17 protein-coding genes and 2 tRNA genes are annotated in these 19,654 nt (G+C 37.6%); 17 read left to right on the plus strand and 2 right to left on the minus strand.

The window, feature by feature from the left end:
• Positions 1-26 precede the first annotated feature (26 nt).
• The 4 genes from JZO71_RS04670 to JZO71_RS04685 all read left to right on the plus strand — a co-directional run bounded on the left by JZO71_RS04670 (position 27) and on the right by JZO71_RS04685 (position 819).
• Positions 27-263: a DUF2969 domain-containing protein gene (locus tag JZO71_RS04670; protein ID WP_172843719.1), complete on the plus strand. Its 237-nt coding sequence runs from the start codon at positions 27-29 to the stop codon at positions 261-263.
• 87 nt (positions 264-350) lie between these two features.
• Positions 351-431, plus strand: a tRNA-Tyr gene (locus tag JZO71_RS04675).
• Positions 432-441: 10 nt separating this feature from the next.
• Positions 442-513 (plus strand) — tRNA-Gln (locus JZO71_RS04680).
• Positions 514-648: 135 nt separating this feature from the next.
• Positions 649-819 carry a hypothetical protein gene (locus tag JZO71_RS04685; protein ID WP_206898428.1) on the plus strand — a complete coding sequence of 57 codons (171 nt, stop codon included), beginning with the start codon at positions 649-651 and terminating at the stop codon, positions 817-819.
• Between the two features lie 51 nt (positions 820-870).
• Here JZO71_RS04685 and JZO71_RS04690 read toward each other — a convergent pair whose 3' ends face one another.
• The gene (locus tag JZO71_RS04690) at positions 871-1,479 is read right to left on the minus strand and encodes a TetR/AcrR family transcriptional regulator (protein ID WP_206898429.1); all 609 of its coding nucleotides are present in this window, start codon (positions 1,477-1,479) and stop codon (positions 871-873) included.
• A gap of 172 nt (positions 1,480-1,651) precedes the next feature.
• Between JZO71_RS04690 and JZO71_RS04695 the strand changes: the two genes are divergently transcribed.
• Together JZO71_RS04695 and JZO71_RS04700 are read left to right on the plus strand one after the other, a co-directional pair.
• Positions 1,652-5,893, plus strand: a complete 4,242-nt coding sequence (locus JZO71_RS04695; RefSeq protein WP_206898430.1) for a 2-hydroxyacyl-CoA dehydratase — start codon at positions 1,652-1,654, stop codon at positions 5,891-5,893.
• 181 nt (positions 5,894-6,074) lie between these two features.
• Positions 6,075-6,782, plus strand: coding sequence for a GntR family transcriptional regulator (locus JZO71_RS04700; RefSeq protein ID WP_206898431.1), 708 nt, complete (start codon positions 6,075-6,077; stop codon positions 6,780-6,782).
• A gap of 44 nt (positions 6,783-6,826) precedes the next feature.
• On the opposite strand, the gene JZO71_RS04705 is transcribed toward JZO71_RS04700, so the two are convergent.
• Positions 6,827-7,474 carry a YigZ family protein gene (locus JZO71_RS04705; protein WP_206898432.1) on the minus strand — a complete coding sequence of 216 codons (648 nt, stop codon included), beginning with the start codon at positions 7,472-7,474 and terminating at the stop codon, positions 6,827-6,829.
• A 131-nt stretch (positions 7,475-7,605) separates the two neighbouring features.
• Between JZO71_RS04705 and JZO71_RS04710 the strand changes: the two genes are divergently transcribed.
• The 11 genes from JZO71_RS04710 to JZO71_RS04760 all read left to right on the plus strand — a co-directional run bounded on the left by JZO71_RS04710 (position 7,606) and on the right by JZO71_RS04760 (position 19,605).
• A complete protein-coding gene (locus JZO71_RS04710; RefSeq protein ID WP_206898597.1) occupies positions 7,606-7,896 on the plus strand; it encodes a DUF7662 domain-containing protein in 291 nt (96 codons plus the stop codon).
• 104 nt (positions 7,897-8,000) lie between these two features.
• Positions 8,001-8,324 (plus strand): PTS sugar transporter subunit IIB, encoded by a 324-nt coding sequence (locus JZO71_RS04715; RefSeq protein WP_067483795.1) that lies wholly within the window; start codon positions 8,001-8,003, stop codon positions 8,322-8,324.
• A gap of 88 nt (positions 8,325-8,412) precedes the next feature.
• Complete coding sequence (locus tag JZO71_RS04720; protein WP_206898433.1) at positions 8,413-9,729, plus strand: ATP-dependent helicase ComFA; 1,317 nt, start codon at positions 8,413-8,415, stop codon at positions 9,727-9,729.
• Positions 9,726-10,433 (plus strand): ComF family protein, encoded by a 708-nt coding sequence (locus tag JZO71_RS04725; RefSeq protein ID WP_206898434.1) that lies wholly within the window; start codon positions 9,726-9,728, stop codon positions 10,431-10,433. Before JZO71_RS04720 ends, JZO71_RS04725 begins: the two co-directional genes overlap by 4 nt.
• 137 nt (positions 10,434-10,570) lie before the next feature.
• Positions 10,571-11,125, plus strand: a complete 555-nt coding sequence (gene hpf / locus JZO71_RS04730; RefSeq protein ID WP_067483801.1) for a ribosome hibernation-promoting factor, HPF/YfiA family — start codon at positions 10,571-10,573, stop codon at positions 11,123-11,125.
• A gap of 207 nt (positions 11,126-11,332) precedes the next feature.
• Positions 11,333-13,867 (plus strand): preprotein translocase subunit SecA, encoded by a 2,535-nt coding sequence (gene secA / locus JZO71_RS04735; protein ID WP_206898435.1) that lies wholly within the window; start codon positions 11,333-11,335, stop codon positions 13,865-13,867.
• A gap of 150 nt (positions 13,868-14,017) precedes the next feature.
• Positions 14,018-15,119, plus strand: a protein-coding gene (gene prfB, locus JZO71_RS04740; protein WP_206898436.1) for a peptide chain release factor 2 whose coding sequence is annotated in 2 segments (ribosomal slippage) — positions 14,018-14,089 and positions 14,091-15,119 — 1,101 coding nt in all. Because the reading frame shifts where the segments join, the coding sequence is not laid out codon by codon here.
• 110 nt (positions 15,120-15,229) lie between these two features.
• Positions 15,230-15,916, plus strand: coding sequence for a cell division ATP-binding protein FtsE (ftsE, locus tag JZO71_RS04745; protein ID WP_067483807.1), 687 nt, complete (start codon positions 15,230-15,232; stop codon positions 15,914-15,916).
• Complete coding sequence (gene ftsX / locus JZO71_RS04750; RefSeq protein WP_206898437.1) at positions 15,909-16,793, plus strand: permease-like cell division protein FtsX; 885 nt, start codon at positions 15,909-15,911, stop codon at positions 16,791-16,793. Before ftsE ends, ftsX begins: the two co-directional genes overlap by 8 nt.
• 154 nt (positions 16,794-16,947) lie before the next feature.
• Positions 16,948-18,396 carry a cardiolipin synthase gene (cls, locus tag JZO71_RS04755; RefSeq protein ID WP_206898438.1) on the plus strand — a complete coding sequence of 483 codons (1,449 nt, stop codon included), beginning with the start codon at positions 16,948-16,950 and terminating at the stop codon, positions 18,394-18,396.
• 351 nt (positions 18,397-18,747) lie between these two features.
• The gene (locus JZO71_RS04760) at positions 18,748-19,605 is read left to right on the plus strand and encodes a phosphate ABC transporter substrate-binding protein PstS (protein ID WP_206898439.1); all 858 of its coding nucleotides are present in this window, start codon (positions 18,748-18,750) and stop codon (positions 19,603-19,605) included.
• Positions 19,606-19,654: the final 49 nt, after the last annotated feature.

Below are 19,654 nucleotides of genomic sequence, written 5' to 3' on the forward strand. Positions count from 1 at the left end.
TATGATAAAATAGATGGGAGGTGAGAATGATGTCAAAAAAGAATAAAGATATTGAAGTACGAGTAGAAGAAATCCAAAAAGTAATTAATGGCAAAAATTATGAGGTTACTCAGTTATTTATTGGTAAAAAAAATATCGGTGAAATTTTAGCATATGGACCAAAAGAATTTGAAATATTTTTTGGTGAAGAAGACTTTGGAAAGGAAAAAAGCCTTGAGAATGCGATAGAAACGGTAATTCGCCACTGGAATTTACAAGACTAAAAAAATATCAAAAAAGTTTTCAATAAAGGGTTGCAAAAATCTGTGAAATTAGGTATTATAACTAAGTCAGGTTGATACAGACCTTTCGGAGGAGTAGCGAAGTGGCTAAACGCGACGGACTGTAAATCCGTTCCTTAGGGTTCAGTGGTTCGAATCCACTCTCCTCCATTTTTTTTATTGGGGTATAGCCAAGCGGTAAGGCAAGGGACTTTGACTCCCTCATGCGTTGGTTCGAATCCAGCTACCCCAGTTCTTATATAGACGTTTACGAGATGACAGTTTCTGTTATCTCGTTTTTTTTTTGCTTACAGTAGCTTGATTCTTGAAGTATTTGAAGAATTAAGCTAGAGTTGAATTAGGTACTTAAAGAGAAAGGGTGAAGAGAATGAAGTGGAAAGAAAAAGTCGATGAAACTGCTGAAAAATTATATGATTTGGTTAAATCTGGCAAATATGATGTAGAAGTTGGACTTCCAAAAAATGCAAAAAAAGCAGTCCAAATCAAGTCGAAACGTCCAACCAATCACACGAAAAAATGGTTAGCAAAAAACCGCTAATAATAACAAAAAACTGCCAAACGCTAAAAAAAGCGAGTTGGCAGTTTTTTGTTATCTTTCGACTTCAATCCCTAATACCGTCAGATGACCATTTCCAACTAATTTCACGACTAAAGCAGCCAATTGTTCGGCTGACATGTTTGTGTCACTAGTAATCCACCAGTGCAGAGTCCCGATGAAGATCGAAGTCATGTATTCGATAATAAAATCAATAGGGACTTCCAATTCATTTTCGGTGATTTTTAAGCGATTGAAGATGTTTGCGTATTTATTGTATAAAAGCTCTTCTAGTTTTTTACGCAAAAGTTCGTTGGACGAACCATCCATGATGGTCAAAAAGAAAGTTTTTCTTTCTTGGATGTTTTTGTAAATATTTGTTAAAGCAGCAATGATTTGTTTCACTTTGATTCGATTGCCATGAACAAGTTGTTCTAAATCCAAAACAGAGGTAAAGGCGTTGATCGCCATTTCAAAAATTTGTTCGTAGAGATCTTGTTTGTCTTTAAAATGAGCATAAAAGGTCGCACGATTGATCATTGCTTCATCGGCAATGTCTTGCACGGTGACGTTATCGTATCCTTTTTCTTCTACCAAGCGAATAAATGCCTCGATAATCATTTTGTGTGTTCGTTTCACTCGAAGATCAATTTTCTTAACCATAAAAAATTCCTCGCTTGTTATTCGACATTTTTAATTTGTTTGTTGCTTATCTCACAAATAAGGGGTGTTTGCCAGTTGCAAAACCAGCAAATTGTTTCTAAAATATACATAAGTAGTATAACAGACACTTTGTTAGATAATCAACAAACTGTCTGTTTGAGGAGGAGAACAGATGAACTTACGAGCGGGAATCGATGTCGGATCCACGACAGTCAAATTAGTATTATTAGATGAGCAAAATCAAACAATCTTTTCCAAATATGAACGTCACTATTCAGATGTCAAGAAAGCAACAGCCAAAGTTTTACGTGAAGCACAAGCATTGGTTCGCAATCAACCAATTGCCATGGCAATCACCGGATCAGGCGGTATGGGACTGGCAGATGTATTGAACATTCCTTTTGTTCAGGAGGTCATCGCATGTACACGCACAGTGGAAGAAATAATTCCTGAAACAGATGTTGCGATTGAATTGGGCGGAGAAGATGCGAAGATTACTTTTTTTGAAGGTGCATTAGAGCAACGAATGAATGGGAGCTGCGCTGGAGGAACAGGCGCATTTATTGACCAAATGGCCGTTTTGTTGAAGACGGACTCAAATGGCGTGAATGAGTTAGCCAAGGAATATCGTCAAATTTATCCTATTGCTTCACGCTGTGGTGTGTTTGCTAAAACAGATGTGCAACCATTGATCAATGAAGGGGCAGATAAAGCAGATATTGCAGCGAGTATTTTTCAGGCTGTAGTAAATCAAACGATTGCCGGATTGGCAGCTGGACGAAAAATCAAAGGAAAAGTAGCATTTTTAGGTGGGCCACTGTACTTTATGTCAGAATTACGTAAACGTTTTATTGAAACATTGGACATTGCACCGGAAAATGTCATTTTTCCAGAAAATCCGCAGTTATTTGTGGCAATGGGTGCTGCTTTTTATGCTGAGGAAGCACGAGTGACGACAATTGCTGCTTTGCTTGATGCTTTGGAAAATGGTAATCAAGCACAACTAACACCCTCAACTACTTTATCACCGCTATTTGAAGAAGAAGCCGATTTAACCACTTTTCGTGAACGCCATGCACAAGCGACTGCTTCAGAAAAGCCACTTTCAGAACATCATGGTGTAGCATTTTTAGGAATCGATGCTGGTTCGACAACGACAAAAGTTACCTTGATTAATGAGGAAGGAGAAATTCTTTTTTCTTTCTATGGAAATAATGAAGGTCAACCTTTAGAGACAACGATGAAAGTGCTAAAAGAGTTGTACAGTCAATTACCAGAAGATGTTTTTATCGGAAAAGCAGCAGCAACAGGTTATGGCGAATTATTGATCAAAAATGCCTTAAAGGTTGATATTGGTGAAGTGGAAACGATGGCGCATTATAAAGCAGCAAATTTTTTCCAACCTGGTGTTGATTTTATTTTAGATATTGGTGGTCAAGATATGAAAGCCATGACGATCAAAGATGGTGTGCTTTCCTCCATCCAATTAAATGAAGCCTGCTCTTCTGGTTGTGGTTCATTTATTGAAACATTTGCTCAATCATTAAATTATGATGTACGGGATTTTGCGAAAGCTGCCGTGGCATCCAAAGCACCAGTTGATTTAGGTTCTCGCTGTACAGTTTTTATGAATTCAAAAGTGAAGCAAGTTCAAAAAGAAGGTGCGTCGGTCGGAGATATTTCTGCTGGATTATCTTATTCTGTTATCAAAAATGCTATTTATAAAGTAATTAAAGTTCGCAGACCAGAAGATCTTGGCGAAAAAATTGTTTGCCAAGGTGGCACTTTTTATAACGAAGCGGTGTTACGCGCGTTTGAATTGATTAGTGGACGTGAAGTTGTTCGTCCATCAATTGCTGGGCTGATGGGGGCTTATGGAGCAGCGCTGATTGCCATGGAAAATTATGCGCTAGGTGAAGAAAGTACCATTTTGTCAGAAGAAGAGCTTGATCACTTTACTGCGGAAAAAGAATTTACTCATTGTGGTCTGTGTGAAAATAACTGTATGTTAACAGTTACGTTATTTTCTGATGGGCGTCAATTTATCACTGGAAATCGGTGCGAACGCGGTGCTCGAATCAAGATCAAAAAGGAAGACAAAAAGGTCAATCTTGTCGACTATAAATATCGACGTTTATTCAAATATCGTCCATTACGCAAAAAAGAAGCAGTCAATGGTGTGATTGGTATTCCTCGAGTATTGAATATGTATGAAAACTATCCTTTGTGGCATACATTTTTCACTGATTTAGGATTTAGAGTAGAGTTATCACCACGTTCAAACAAAGAGTTATATGAGCAAGGAATGGAAACAATCCCAAGTGATACAGCATGTTATCCAGCTAAAATCACACACGGGCATATTCAGGCAATGATTGATGCGGGTATTCCACGTATTTTTTATCCGGGGGTTGTTTTTGAACAACAAGAATCTAATGAAGCGGATAATCACTTCAATTGTCCTATTGTCCAGAGCTATCCAGATGTTATTAAAAATAATGTGGACGACATTCGCGATGGTAAAGTCGATTATCGAAATCCCTTTATCAACTTAGCAAACGAATCAGCAGTCGCAAAAGTTTTACACCAAACTTTTGTGGATTTTGATTTTTCGGAAGAACAGATTGCTCAAGCATTGCATCATGGATATGAAGAATTAGCAACATTTAAGGCAGATATTCAGAAAAAAGGTGAAGAAACCTTATTGATGTTGAATCAAAAAAATGAGCGAGGAATTGTTATCTCAGGTCGTCCGTACCATTTAGACCCAGAAATCAATCATGGAATCTCTGAAGTAATTACACAAGAAGGCTTCCACGTATTGACCGAAGACAGCATTTCTCATTTAGGGGATGTAGGAAATTTACGTGTTGTGAATCAATGGGTCTACCACTCACGGCTATACGCGGCTGCACGTGTCGTTGCAAAATCAAAAAATCTTGAATTAGTTCAATTGAATTCATTCGGTTGTGGTTTAGATGCAGTAACAACGGATCAAGTCGAAGAAATCATGGAACAATATGGAAAAATCTATACGGTTCTAAAAATTGATGAAGGAGCAAACCTTGGGGCAATTCGTATTCGATTACGTTCCTTAAAAGCAGCAGTCAATGAACGGGCAAAACAAAATTTTGTTCCAGTCAAACGATTTGAAGAACCAGAAAAAATCGTCTTTACAAAAGAAATGAAAGAAAAACATACTTTGTTGTTGCCAATGCTTAGTCCGATTCATCAATCTGGCTTAGTGGATGTAGCGTTAAATGCCTCTGGGTACAATGTTGTTTGCTTGCCAGCAGAAGATAATGAAGCAATCAATGTTGGACTGAAATATGTGAACAATGATGCGTGTTATCCAGCAATCATCTCCATTGGCCAATTAGTAGAAGCCTTGGAAAGTGGTAAGTATGATTTGGAAAATACAAGTGTGATGATGACTCAAACTGGTGGTGGTTGTCGTGCAACAAATTATATTCCATTACTTAGAAAAGCATTGAATGATGCAGGATTTGGAAATATTCCAGTTGTTTCGATCTCAATGGGGAACAAGGGTGTGGAATCAAATCCTGGGTTTAAATTCACGTTTCCGATGTTAAAACGTTTGGCGATTGCCTTTTTATATGGTGATTTGTTTGAACGAGTTGTTTATCGTACACGTCCTTACGAATTAGAAAAAGGTACAGTTGATCGACTACATGAAGAGTGGCTCCAACGAGTGGAAAAAAATGTTCGGAATGGCTCTTTGACGTTGTTTAATAGCAATATGAAGAAAATCGTCAAAGCATTTGATACCTTACCGATTTCTGATGTGAAAAAACCAAAAGTGGGAGTAGTTGGTGAAATCTTAGTTAAGTATTCTCCAACTGCGAATAACGATATTGTTCGTTTACTTGAAGCGGAAGGTGCAGAAGCAGTGGTTCCTGATATTGTCGGATTTATGAACTATTCCTTATACAATCAAGTTTGGAAATATGAAAATCTTGGCATGGCCAAACAAAGTAAGTTACTCGCACAATTTGCGATTCGGATGATTGAAATGATTGAAAAACCAATGGATAAAGCATTAAGAAAATCAGAACGATTTGATGGCATCCAATCTATTCAAGATTTGGCAGAAGATGCAAGTAAAATCTTGTCGATTGGAAATCAAACAGGTGAAGGTTGGTTCTTAACAGGCGAGATGATTGAATTGTTGAAACGCGATGTGAATAACATTGTTTGTATGCAACCATTCGGCTGTTTGCCTAATCATGTAGTTGGCAAAGGTGTCATCAAAGAATTGCGTCGTCAATATCCTAACGCAAATATTGCAGCAATTGATTATGATCCAGGCGTTTCGATTGTCAACCAATTAAATCGCATTCGTTTAATGATGGCGACTGCTAATAAAACATTAGCGAAAGAAACCATTTCATAAACAGCCTAACTGGACAAGAAGTAAATGAGGAAAAAGTAGGTTTAAAACTTACTTTTTCCTCGTTTTTTGAAGAAAAACAAGTTGTACGGTTTCAATTGCTCAATGGAGAAAATCCTTTTTTGGTTGAGAATCAGGTATATACCAGTTATAATAAAGAAAACGAAAGGAAGGATGAAATCAGATGTCGAATCAGTTACCCGTATATATACAAATTCATGATCAATTAAAAAATGAGATTGAACAAGGGGTCTGGAAAATCGGTGACCGCCTTCCCTCTGAAAGAGAATTGGCTGTAAAATTTAATGTGAGTCGAATGACTTTGCGTCAAGCAATCCAAAATTTAGCAGACGAAGGAATCTTAGAGAGAAAAATTGGTTCAGGGACTTACGTTGCGCGTGAAAAAGTTCAAGAGAAAATGTCTGGAACAACTAGTTTCACCGAAATTATGGAGTCACAAAATCGAGTACCTTCTAGCCGAACGGTTTCTTATTTCTTAACGTCACCTAGTTCAAGTGAGATGGAAAAATTACAATTAGAAAAAGAAGACGTGATTCTTCGGATGGAACGTATTCGTTATGCAGATAACGTGCCAATCTGTTTTGAAGTTGCCAGTATTCCACAAAAAATTATTGAAGGATATAGCAAATCAGAAATTACAGAATCATTGTATCGAACGTTAGAAGAAAAAGGTGGAAAGAAAATTGGTCATGCAAACCAAACGATTTCTGCGATGTTAGCTTCAGAACAGATTTCTGAATACCTAGAAGTCAAACGTGGGGATGCAGTTCTACGCTTGCGACAAGTTTCTTACTTTGAAGAAGGAACGCCGTTTGAATACGTACGTACGCAATATGTTGGGAACCGATTTGAATTTTATCTAGAGAAATAAACCAAGCTGAAACAATTCGTTGTTTCAGCTTGGTTTATTTTTGTCTATTTTTCACTTGGTGTAATGAGTTGTTCATAATAAGAAATGGGTCCCTTTTCGAAGGAAACTTGTCCATTCAATAATTCGGTGACTGCTGCTTTAAACTGTGAGCCTTCTGTTTCATTAACCATACAAACAACAATTACTTGATCGGTGTAACGGGTTTCCTTGACAGTCACTTGTTGTAGTTCAAGAAAATTTTCTAGCTTTCCTAGTTGTGGGTAAGTAATGGCGACGGCGAGTTCCTGTTGTAAGGTACCTTCAACAATCCCAACCTCAGTTAGACCATGCGAAACAGCTTGCGTATAAGCACGAATCAATCCGCCAGCACCTAATTTGATGCCACCAAAATAGCGCGTGACCACGGCAACAACATTAATTAGTTCATTCTTTTTTAAGACTTCAAGCATGGGCACACCAGCTGTTCCGCTTGGCTCGCCATCATCACTACTGCGTTGGATCTCACTTTTATCACCAATGACAAAAGCACTACAGTTATGATTTGCTTTCCAGTGTTCCTTTTTGATTGCTTGGATAAATGTTTTGGCTTCTTCTTCAGCCGTCACACGTTTGAAGGAACAAATAAACCGAGATTTTTTTATTTCAATTTCACTTTGGCCATCTTCTTTGACCGTTAGATAACGTTCAATCATTGTTTTACCTCATTTCAAATGAAGAGTTACTTTCTTTAGTATATGAAAAATCTTTTGATGTTTCAACTTTCGAAATGGTTGCGCAAATGCTGGACTATGGGATAATAAAGGAAAGGTAGGTGAAGTTGGGAATGAAAGAACGTGTGAAAAAATATGATGCTATAACCCACTACATAAAAAATAATGGTGGTTCGCAAATTACTTTGACGTTTACTCAAATGGATGAGTTGCTATTTCCTAACAGTGGGCTTCCAAAGTCTGCCAGACAGACTACGGATTGGTGGGCGAACGATTATCGTCATCCGGAAAAAGGAGCTTATGGTTGGCTGAATGCAGGATATGAAGTTGTTGTTGTTAATTTGGCAAAAGAATATATCGTCTTTAACCAACTAGTAAAATCCAGTTGGTTGTTCGATGAGTGAACCGCATTCAGAAAACGTTGACAATCGTTATCTTTTAGCTATAATAGGTACATAGGAACAAGAAAGCGGTTACGTTCCTTGGCTTAGAAAAGGGGAGATTAACAATGTCAAAAAAAACAATTATGCTTGTCTGTTCAGCTGGTATGAGTACGAGCTTATTAGTAACTAAAATGGAAAAAGCTGCGGAAGCACAAGGCTTAGATACAGACATCTTTGCAGTATCAGCGTCTGATGCAGATAATCATTTAGCAAGCAAAGACGTTGATGTTTTATTATTAGGCCCACAAGTTCGTTTTATGAAAGGCGACTTTGAAAAACGTGTTGAGCCAAAAGGAATTCCATTAGATATCATCAACATGGCTGATTATGGCATGATGAATGGCGAAAAAGTGTTACAACAAGCTTTGACACTAATTGGTGATAAATAAAGCGTACGGACGAATTAAAAAGTGTGAGGTTTTTTCATTTTGAAAATGCCTCGCACTTTTTTTGCGTATCTTTTCTAAGGGAAGCAAAATGCCATATAAAAAAGTTTGGGGAAGGCGGCTGTTAACGAGAGAAGTCGCACAACTACCAAAAGAAATACTGAACCAAGTCACGTACCAACGGATCACAGGCATAGTGAAACAAAGCAAACAGATCATTTGTCAACGATGTGGACAAATCACTCAGCAACAAGAAGCCAAACTAAATGAAGAAGAGTATTATTGTCCACATTGTTTGTTTTTGGGGCGAAACGATACAACCCAAGAGTTATGGTTGTTTGACCAGCCAGCATTGTTTCCACGTCAAATTATTTTTACTTGGGACAAAACATTAACGATAGAACAAGCCAAAATTGCCCAACGTTTGACTACACAAGTAACAGATCATCATTTAATCTGGGCAGTGACCGGTGCCGGTAAAACAGAAATCTTGTATCCACTTCTACAATTGTTCCTAGCTGCTGGGAAACGAGTGGCGATTGCTTCGCCGCGGGTGGATGTGTGCCAAGAACTTTGGTTGCGTTTTACTACAGTTTTTCCAGAAGAAAAAATCGTCTTACTTCATGGCAAACAACAGGTTCCCTATACATTTAGTTCCTTCGTTATTTGTACGACACACCAGTTGTATCGTTTTTATCACGCATTCGATTTATTAGTCGTTGATGAAATTGATGCGTTTCCCTATGTTAGAGATAAAGGACTCCAGTATGCGACGGAAACAGCAAAGAAACTTGATGGACAATTGATCTATTTAACTGCAACACCCGATGAACGTTTGCTAAAAGAAATCCGACGAAAATTTCAGATCCATTACTTACCTTTACGCTTTCATCAACGATTGTTACCCGAGCCACAACTCATTTTCTGGAATAATTGGCGCCAGTGCTTAAACAAACGAAAAAAAATGAACCCATTAATCAAAAAAATCCAAAAATTAGTGAAAGACAACCATGTCTTAGTATTTTGTCCAAGTATTGAATTGATGAATGAATTGCAAATAAAATTAGCGGAATGGTTACCAACAACTACTATTACATCTGTATCTTCAAAAGATAAAAAACGTCAGGAGAAAGTACAAGCGATGCGTCATCAAAAATACGATGTGCTTTTAACCACCATGATTCTTGAACGAGGTGTTACTTTCGAAAATATTTCAGTTCTTGTTCTAGGCGCAGAGCATGAAGTTTTTACGAAATCTGCACTTGTTCAAATTGCCGGTCGAGCGGATCGCAAGGGAGAATTCAGTAACAGTCAAGTCTGTTTCTATTATCATGAAAAAACACGTGCAATCAAAAAAGCAGTAAAAGAAATCAAAATGATGAACAAAGCGGGGAAGCTCTTACAATGAAGTGTTGCTATTGCCAAAAGCCAATCATTAAAAATTTAACAATCAAGGAACTCGTTCAGCAAAAAAAGTCGGTTGAACTCTGTTGGGAATGTGCCAAACTGTTTACTCCTTTATCCATAGAAAATAGGTGTGATGGTTGCCAAAAAAGTTTGCTGAAGAGTGAGAGCAAATCCACACATAGTCAGAAAACCTTTTGCACAGATTGTCTTTATTGGCAAGAACGTTATCCGACATATGATTTTTGCCACCAAAGCTTTTTCAAATATGACGAAGCGATGCAAACGTGGTTCCAACAATACAAATTTATAGGGGATATTCGTTTAGCAGGGACTTTTGCAAAGCAATGGCAAAGTTTACCAAAAAGATTCCCTGATTATCGTTTTTGCCCGATTCCATTATCAAACGAACGACTAGCTCAACGTGGCTTCAATCAAGTGAGCCAGATGCTTAAAGTCTCAGGAGTGACTTTTCAGCTATTACTTAAACGAGTCAAACACCATTCTGCTCAGGCGCAACATTCTCGAGCAAAGAGATTGGCGATGCCTCAGCCATTTGCTTTGTGCGTTGACCCAGAGCAAATCAAACAGTGTAAAATTTTATTAATTGATGATGTGTATACAACAGGACAGACGTTATTTCATGCTGCGAGTTGTCTTGCAGAGCATCAACCAACTAAAATTCGGACGTTTTCTTTAGCACGATAAAGGAAAAAGTAAAAAATACGTGAAATTGGTAGCGATTTAGTTTGCAAATAGATTAGAGTTCGATATAATATAAATAAGAAGAGGGAAAGAGTGGTCCTTCTCCTTCTTGATTGTGGTAGACGAAAGGGGTAATTTTTATGTTTAGATATAATGTACGCGGCGAAAATATCGAAGTAACTGAAGCGATTCGTGACTATGTTGAAAAAAAAGTAGGCAAGTTAGAACGTTATTTCAGTGATGCACCCGATGCTACAGCCCATGTAAACTTAAAAGTTTATACTGAAAAAACAGCAAAAGTGGAAGTAACGATTCCATTACCTTATCTTGTATTACGTGCGGAAGAAACTTCACCAGATTTATATGCAAGTATTGATTTGGTTGTTGATAAATTGGAACGTCAAATTCGCAAATTTAAAACAAAAATCAACCGCAAATCTCGTGAAACTGGCATGAATACTGCAAGTGCTGCAGTATTATTCAATGAAGAAAACGGTGAAGGTGAAAACGAATCTGAATTAGATATCGTTCGTACAAAACGTTTGTCATTGAAACCAATGGATAGTGAAGAAGCTGTCTTACAAATGAATATGTTAGGACACAACTTCTTTATCTTTGAAGATGCTGAAACCAATGGTACAAGTATCGTTTACCGTCGTAAAGATGGAAAATATGGTTTAATCGAAACTGACTAAAAATAACTATTTTTAAAACCTTATGGTGTCTAGTTAGACACCATAAGGTTTTTTTTTACATAAGGAAGCTGTATTTTTATTAAGAATGAAGAAGTTCACAGAATAATCTAGCTAAGATATTTCAATTATCTATAAGTAATGATAAAATGGACAGGAGAGTCTACATAAGCGAGATGGATATTGCAGAAAAAGGAGATTATACAACGAATGGCCAATTTTATACGTTCAATCATTGAAAATGATAAAAAAGAACTAAAACGTTTAGATAGCATTGCTAAAAAAGTTGAATCACATGCTGATAAAATGGCAGCTTTAACTGATGAGCAATTACAAGCAAAAACTGATGAATTTAAAGGCAGATACCAAAAAGGTGAAACCTTAGACCAATTATTACCAGAAGCGTTCGCCGTTGTTCGCGAAGCAGCAAAACGTGTCTTGGGCTTATATCCTTACCACGTCCAATTGATGGGTGGGATCGTTCTTCACGATGGGAACATTCCAGAGATGCGTACCGGTGAAGGTAAAACATTGACCGCTACTATGCCAGTGTATTTAAATGCATTGTCAGGTGAAGGTGTGCACGTTGTTACCGTAAATGAATATTTAGCAACCCGTGACTCAACTGAAATGGGTGAGCTATATAATTTCTTAGGGCTTAGCGTTGGATTGAATATCAATTCAAAATCAGCTGATGAAAAACGTGACGCATATAATTGTGATATTACTTATAGTACAAATAACGAATTAGGATTTGACTATTTACGTGACAACATGGTGGTTTATCGTAATCAAATGGTTCAACGACCATTGAACTATGCGATTGTCGATGAAGTGGATTCAATTTTGATCGATGAAGCCAGAACACCATTGATTATTTCAGGACAAGCAGAAAAATCAACTGCTTTATACACAAGAACGGATAACTTCGTTAAACGCTTGAAGGAAGAAGAAGACTATAAAATCGACGTTCAATCAAAAACGATTGGGTTAACTGAAACGGGAATCGAAAAAGCAGAAGAAACTTTTGGGTTAGAAAACTTATATGACATTGAAAACACTGCTTTGACACATCACTTAGATCAAGCATTACGTGCGAACTACATTATGTTACTTGATATTGATTATGTGGTTCAAGACGGAAAAGTCATGATCGTGGACCAATTTACTGGTCGTATCATGGATGGTCGTCGTTACTCTGATGGACTTCACCAAGCAATCGAAGCAAAAGAAGGTGTGGAAATCGAAGATGAAACAAAAACAATGGCTTCGATCACATTCCAAAACTATTTCCGCATGTACAAAAAACTTTCTGGGATGACTGGTACTGCGAAAACGGAAGAAGAAGAATTTAGAGAAATCTATAACATTCAAGTTATTCAAATTCCAACGAACCGTCCTGTTATTCGTGATGACCGTGCAGATTTACTTTATCCAACATTGGAAAGTAAATTCCATGCGGTTGTTCAAGATATCAAAGACCGTTATCGTAAAGGACAACCTGTCTTAGTAGGTACAGTTGCGGTTGAAACATCTGAATTACTATCAGATATGTTGAATCGCGAACGGATTCCCCATGAAGTATTAAATGCTAAAAATCATTTTAAAGAAGCTGAAATCATCATGAATGCTGGGCAAAAAGGTGCAGTTACGATTGCTACCAACATGGCTGGTCGTGGGACGGATATCAAGTTAGGCCTTGGTGTACGTGAATTAGGTGGTTTAGCTGTTATTGGTACGGAACGTCATGAATCTCGTCGTATCGATAATCAGTTGCGTGGACGTGCTGGACGTCAAGGTGACCCAGGTATGTCACAATTTTATCTTTCATTAGAAGATGATTTGATGAAACGTTTTGGTTCAGAACGAATCAAAGCTTTCTTGGATCGGATGAAAATTGGGGATGAAGATGCGGTTATCCAAAGTAAGATGTTAACGAAACAAGTTGAGTCTGCTCAAAAACGAGTAGAAGGAAACAACTATGATACGCGTAAAAATGTTTTACAATATGACGATGTGATGCGTGAACAACGTGAAGTCATTTATAAACAACGCCAAGATGTCATCATGGAAGAAACTAGTTTATCTCAACCATTGATGAATATGGTCAAAAGAACAATTAGTCGTGTAGTAGATGCACACACACAACTAGAAAAAGAAAACTGGAACCTTGAAGGAATCGTTGATTTTGCAGGAAATGCGATTGTCCATGAAGACAGTATCAGCGTGAAAGAGCTTGAAGGAAAAACGCCAGAAGAAATGAAAGCTTATTTAAATGAGCTAGCACAAGATGTGTTTAATACAAAAGCCAACCATTTGAACGGTCCTGAACAACTCTTAGAATTTGAAAAAGTTGTTATCTTGCGTGTGGTTGATTCAAAATGGACAGATCATATTGATGCAATGGATCAATTACGTCAATCAATTGGGCTACGTGCATATGGGCAAAATAATCCGCTAGTTGAGTATCAAACAGAAGGATACAAAATGTTTGAAGATATGGTCGGCGCAATTGAATATGAGGTGACTCGATTATTCATGAAAGCTGAAATCCGTCAAAATGTTCAACGAGAACAAGTATCTCAAGGCGAAGCTTCACATGCTACAGAAGCAAGTGCAGAAGAAAAAAGTAACACAAGCGCAAAAAAACAACCAGTTCAAGTGAATAAAGTTGGACGAAATGATCCTTGTCCTTGTGGAAGCGGAAAGAAATATAAAAACTGCCACGGGAAAAATGAAGCCTAATCATTTTTAAATAGAAAGAAGCTGGTGAGAGAAGTTCTTTTTAGAAAGAATTTGTCTCACCTTCTTTCTGTTATCTTTAGATTCTGGTAGACTAGAAAAAGAAGTGAAAAGAAGACGAAAAAGATTGCCCAGAGAAAGAAGGAAGCAAACATGGAAATTTTTGAGATTCGCAATTTGTTAGCTGACATGCAAGAGAAGGTCACAAGCTTTAGGGGGTCTCTTTGACTTAGATCAGTTGGAAGAATCGATTGCGCAAGCTGAGTACAAGATGGCTGAACCAGGTTTTTGGGATGACAGCATTGCTGCTCAACAAGTAATCAATGAAAATAATGCGAATAAAGAAGCTTACGACCAATTTCATTCATTAGCGGATGAATTGGAAGAATTAGAACTTTTGACGGAGTTATTGCAAGAAGAACCAGATGCAGAAATGCAAGCGGAATTGGAAACACGATTACATGTGTTAAATGAAAAAATGAAGACGTATGAGTTAGCCATGTTACTTGATGAACCTTATGATCGAAATAACGCTATTCTGGAATTACATCCTGGAGCTGGCGGAACGGAATCACAAGATTGGGGCAGCATGCTATTGCGTATGTATACACGCTGGTCAGAACAGCACGGGTATCAAGTGGAAATCTTGGATTATCAAGCCGGGGACGAAGCGGGAATCAAGAGTGTTACTTTACTCATCAAAGGTCATAATGCATTTGGGTATTTGAAATCTGAAAAAGGTGTTCATCGCTTAGTTCGGATTTCACCGTTTGATTCAGCAAAAAGACGTCACACTTCTTTTTGTTCGGTGGATGTTATGCCTGAATTGGATGAAACCATCGATATCGAGATCAATCCAGATGACTTAAAAATCGATACGTATCGTGCCAGTGGAGCTGGTGGACAGCACATCAATAAAACAGAATCTGCTGTGCGAATCACACATATGCCAACTGGAACAGTGGTTGCAAGCCAAGCACAACGTTCCCAATTAAAAAATAGAGAGCAAGCAATGGGCATGTTGAAGGCTAAACTTTACCAACTCGAAGTAGAGAAAAAAGAACAAGAAGCTGCAGCATTGCGTGGCGAACAAAAAGAAATTGGTTGGGGTTCGCAAATCCGTTCCTATGTATTCCATCCTTATTCAATGGTTAAAGATCATCGAACGAATGTGGAAACTGGGAATGTTCAAGCGGTTATGGATGGAGATTTAGACCTATTTATTGATGCTTATCTAAAACTACATTTGGTATAACATTAGTGGATTATTATTTAATTGACATAAAATTGTAAAATTTTGCAAGCAAGTTGAAACATTGCCATGCTATAATGGCTGAAGACTGAAAAAGATATGGAGAGAATGCCATGATTGAAATGAAGGATGTAATGAAGAAGTACTCCAATGGTACGACTGCCATCCGCAATCTCTCGGTCGTTATCGATCAAGGAGAATTTGTTTATGTAGTTGGACCATCAGGAGCAGGGAAATCTACATTTATCAAATTGATGTACCGAGAAGAAAAAGCAACTAAGGGAACACTGACTATTGCAGGACACGATTTGATGGCTATCAAAAATCGTGAAGTTCCTTATTTACGCAGAGAAATTGGAATTGTCTTCCAAGATTATAAACTATTACCACGGAAGACTGTTTATGAAAATGTTGCTTACGCTATGCAAGTAATTGGTCGTAAACCACGTGAAATCAAAAAACGCGTGATGGAAGTTTTAGATTTAGTTGGGTTAAAACATAAAGTACGTGTTTTTCCAAGCGAGTTATCTGGTGGGGAACAACAACGTGTTGCGATTGCGCGCGCGATTGTTAACACACCAAAGGTTTTGATTGCAGATGAACCTACAGGTAACTTAGATCCTGAAAATTCATGGGAAATCATGAAACTCCTTGATCGCATTAATGCACAAGGAACGACGGTTGTTATGGCAACGCATAACAGTACGATCGTAAATACAATTCGTCACCGGGTAATCGCTATCGAAAATGGCCGAATTATTCGAGACCAAGCGGAAGGGGAATACGGATACGATGATTAGAACCTTTTTCCGCCACCTATTAGAAAGTATCAAAAGCTTGAAACGTAACGGCTGGATGACTGTTGCCTCTGTTAGTGCGGTAACAATCACTTTAGCACTTGTTGGTATTTTTATGGCTGTTATTATGAATGCAACCAAACTTGCACAAGATATTGAAGGAAACGTAGATGTTTCAGTTTTCGTTGATATTGGTACAAAAGAGGCGGATATCAAAAAATTAGGAACAGAATTAGAAAAGCTCGACCATGTTGAAAAGGTGTCTTTTTCAAGTAAAGACCAAGAATTGAAAAAAATTCAAGCAGCAATGGGTGATTCATGGAATCTATTTGAAGGAGATAGCAATCCTTTATATGATGTATATGTGGTAAGTGCAACCGAACCTTCTTATACTAAAGAGGTCTCAAAAGAAGCAGCGAAATTGTCTAACGTTTATCGTGCAGATTATGGTGGGACTTCTTCAGATCGAATCTTTGAAATTGCGGGAGCTGTTCGCACATGGGGATTAGCAGCTGCAGCATTGTTATTATTTGTTGCCATGTTCTTGATTTCTAACACGATACGAATTACGATCTTATCTCGTCAAAGAGAAATTCAAATCATGCGTTTAGTTGGAGCAAAAAATGGCTATATTCGTTGGCCTTTTTTCCTAGAAGGCGGTTGGATCGGTTTGATTGGTGCGATTATTCCAATGTTGATTTTAACATTTGGTTATCGTGAAATTTTCCAATTGGTCAACCCATCACTCTTGCGCTCGAACTATTCATTATTACAACCAGCAGACTTTGTTTGGAAAATCAATGTCTTGATGACTGGTATCGGAGTAATCATTGGTTCTTTAGGATCAACAATTTCAATGAGACGATTCTTGAAAATTTAATCAATCATTCAAAGTAAAAAACATTGTACTCATGAAAACTGGGTACAATGTTTTTTTGTGTTGAAAAAATGGCTTGAAGCGTGTTCTTTTTTCTCTTTACTTTAAAAAAAAACTTGGTTATGCTTAGGAGGTTAGAAAATGAAGAGGTGAATCCATGAAGGTGATTGTTGATAATTTTTTTACGATCATTTTGATTGCGAACATTTTGCTATCGCTAATCATCGTGTTTCGTGAAAGAAGAGAAACAGCACAGACATGGGCTTGGTTACTTGTGTTGATGTTTATCCCAATTTTAGGATTTATTCTATATATTTTTTTTGGTAGGGGAATTTCAAAAGATAAAATTTTTGATTTGAAGATGCAAGGAAAAATTGGGATGAACTTGGAAATTGAAGAAGACAAACAAGCGTTAAAACGTGGACTGTATCCCCATCCGCCAACCGGACAAGCCGATGTTAGACAACTGATTTACATGTTGACTGTTTCAGAAGGAACGTTATACACGTCTCAAAACAAAGTTACTTTATTTACAGATGGTCGTGAAAAATTTGATGCGTTGATTGACGATATCAATCATGCCCAAAATCATATCCACCTTGAGTATTATATTTATCGAAGCGATGATTTGGGAGTAGAACTGCGAGATGCTTTGGTCGTGGCTGCACAACGAGGTGTAAAAGTACGGGTTTTATTAGATGCGTGGGGATCTACGCAAGTTTCACTAAGTTTCTTTGATGAATTAAAGAAACATGGCGGGGAGGTTGCTTTCTTTTTCCCTTTATTTGTTCCGTACATCAATCCGCGAATCAATTACCGAAATCATCGGAAAATCGTTGTGATTGATGGACAAATTGGTTATACAGGTGGATTCAATGTGGGAAATGAGTACTTAGGCTTGGTCAAAAAATTTGGGTATTGGCGTGATAACCATTTGAGAATTTATGGCGAAGCAGTTTACAGTTTACAAAATCGCTTTTTGATGGATTGGAATTCTCAACATACAAATGAAGTCAGCTACTCACCAGACTTTTTCCCAAGGATTGATTCTACAGGGGACATGGCTGTACAAATCGTGACTAGTGGGCCTGATTCGGAACACGAACAGATCAAAATGACTTATTTAAAAATGATTTCTTTAGCTAAACGAGAAATTTTGATTCAGACACCTTATTATATTCCTGATGGCTCAATTCATGAAGCACTCAAGCTGGCTTTGCTGGCAGGCGTAAAAGTTCATTTGCAAATTCCGAATAAACCAGACCATCCATTGGTTTACTGGGCAACTTATTCTTTCGCAGCGGAACTGATTGAGTACGGTGCAATCGTTGAAACCTATGAGAATGGCTTTATTCATGCGAAGACGATGATTATTGACGGGGGCGTCGTTTCGGTAGGCTCGGCAAATATTGATGTTCGTTCTTTCCGTTTGGATTTTGAAGTCAATACATTAGTGTATGATGAACGAATGGCTTCGCAAGTACGCAAAGCATTTTTTGATGACTCAAATGTATCGAAACAATTAACAAGAGAAATTTATGAAAATCGAGGAACGATAATCAAACTCAAAGAAGGGTTAGCAAGATTAGTTTCACCATTACTTTAAGAGGAATAAGCAAAAAGGACTTGAAGCATAAATCATTGATTTATGTTCCAGGTCCTTTTTTATCGGGGTCACTTCTGAGTAAACTCAGAAATGAAGAAAACGTCTCAATCCACTTTTGTGAACTTTGGGGTATTTCTTGTTTTTTGGGGAAAGCAAGAAATAAGTTCACTCAAGTTTTTTTCAAGAGACACATTTCAGAAATAGTATAGCATAGTCAAAAATAATGAGATAGTTTTATTTTTATTTTATCAAAAATAACTCATCAGTTCGTTATTTAATAATTTTGATTCGTTTTCAATAAACACGGAAAATGTTAGAATAAAATTACTTTATGACTAAAGGAGATTTTTAATGAAAAAATTAAAATTATTATTACCAGTATTGGGATTAGCCATTCTTTTATCTGGATGTGCAAAATGGATTGATCGCGGGGAATCAATTACAGCAGTGGGATCTTCTGCATTACAGCCACTAGTTGAAACTGTTGCGGAAAGCTATCAAACAGAAAATCCCGGGAAATTTGTCAACGTCCAAGGCGGTGGTAGCGGAACTGGCTTATCTCAAGTTCAATCTGGTGCCGTAGACATCGGAAACTCTGACTTGTTTGCTGAGGAAAAATCTGGAATTGATGCAAAAGCTTTGGTAGATCACAAGGTTGCTGTTGTTGGAATCACGCCGATTGTGAATAAAAAAGTGGGTGTCACCGATATTTCCATGGAAGACTTAAAAAAACTATTTACTGGTGAAATCAAGAACTGGAAAGAACTTGGTGGGAACGATCAGGCAGTGGTTATTTTAAACCGTGCTTCTGGAAGTGGGACACGTAGTACATTTGAAAAATGGGTCTTAGATGGTGAATCGGCAATCCAAGCACAAGAGCAAGATTCAAGTGGAATGGTTCGCCAAATCGTTGCCGACACACCTGGGGCAATCAGCTACGTCGCTTTTTCTTATGTAACAGACGAAGTAGCGACACTTAAAATCGACGGTGTAGAACCAACAGATGAAAATGTAACAACAAATGAATGGACGATTTGGGCATATGAACATATGTATACAAAAGGCAAGCCAACGGAGTTAACGGATGAATTTTTAGCGTATATTCTTTCAGACGAGATTCAAAATAATATCGTTGGTGAACTAGGTTATATCCCAGTTTCACAGATGAAAGTGGAACGTGATTGGGAAGGAAATATCATTTCTGAATAACCTTTACAAAAAATTTACAAACTTAGCGAAACTTTTACATGTTATTAAA

It is taken from the genome of Candidatus Enterococcus courvalinii (assembly GCF_017315945.1).
Lineage (GTDB): Bacteria > Bacillota > Bacilli > Lactobacillales > Enterococcaceae > Enterococcus_B > Enterococcus_B courvalinii.

Bases quoted from the DNA above. Each gene is read 5' to 3' on its own strand.
- JZO71_RS04670 (WP_172843719.1), top strand. From the start codon at position 27: ATGATGTCAAAAAAGAATAAAGATATTGAAGTACGAGTAGAAGAAATC.
- JZO71_RS04685 (WP_206898428.1), top strand. From the start codon at position 649: ATGAAGTGGAAAGAAAAAGTCGATGAAACTGCTGAAAAATTATATGAT.
- JZO71_RS04690 (WP_206898429.1), bottom strand. From the start codon at position 1,479: ATGGTTAAGAAAATTGATCTTCGAGTGAAACGAACACACAAAATGATT.
- JZO71_RS04695 (WP_206898430.1), top strand. From the start codon at position 1,652: ATGAACTTACGAGCGGGAATCGATGTCGGATCCACGACAGTCAAATTA.
- JZO71_RS04700 (WP_206898431.1), top strand. From the start codon at position 6,075: ATGTCGAATCAGTTACCCGTATATATACAAATTCATGATCAATTAAAA.
- JZO71_RS04705 (WP_206898432.1), bottom strand. From the start codon at position 7,474: ATGATTGAACGTTATCTAACGGTCAAAGAAGATGGCCAAAGTGAAATT.
- JZO71_RS04710 (WP_206898597.1), top strand. From the start codon at position 7,606: ATGAAAGAACGTGTGAAAAAATATGATGCTATAACCCACTACATAAAA.
- JZO71_RS04715 (WP_067483795.1), top strand. From the start codon at position 8,001: ATGTCAAAAAAAACAATTATGCTTGTCTGTTCAGCTGGTATGAGTACG.
- JZO71_RS04720 (WP_206898433.1), top strand. From the start codon at position 8,413: ATGCCATATAAAAAAGTTTGGGGAAGGCGGCTGTTAACGAGAGAAGTC.
- JZO71_RS04725 (WP_206898434.1), top strand. From the start codon at position 9,726: ATGAAGTGTTGCTATTGCCAAAAGCCAATCATTAAAAATTTAACAATC.
- hpf (WP_067483801.1), top strand. From the start codon at position 10,571: ATGTTTAGATATAATGTACGCGGCGAAAATATCGAAGTAACTGAAGCG.
- secA (WP_206898435.1), top strand. From the start codon at position 11,333: ATGGCCAATTTTATACGTTCAATCATTGAAAATGATAAAAAAGAACTA.
- ftsE (WP_067483807.1), top strand. From the start codon at position 15,230: ATGATTGAAATGAAGGATGTAATGAAGAAGTACTCCAATGGTACGACT.
- ftsX (WP_206898437.1), top strand. From the start codon at position 15,909: ATGATTAGAACCTTTTTCCGCCACCTATTAGAAAGTATCAAAAGCTTG.
- cls (WP_206898438.1), top strand. From the start codon at position 16,948: ATGAAGGTGATTGTTGATAATTTTTTTACGATCATTTTGATTGCGAAC.
- JZO71_RS04760 (WP_206898439.1), top strand. From the start codon at position 18,748: ATGAAAAAATTAAAATTATTATTACCAGTATTGGGATTAGCCATTCTT.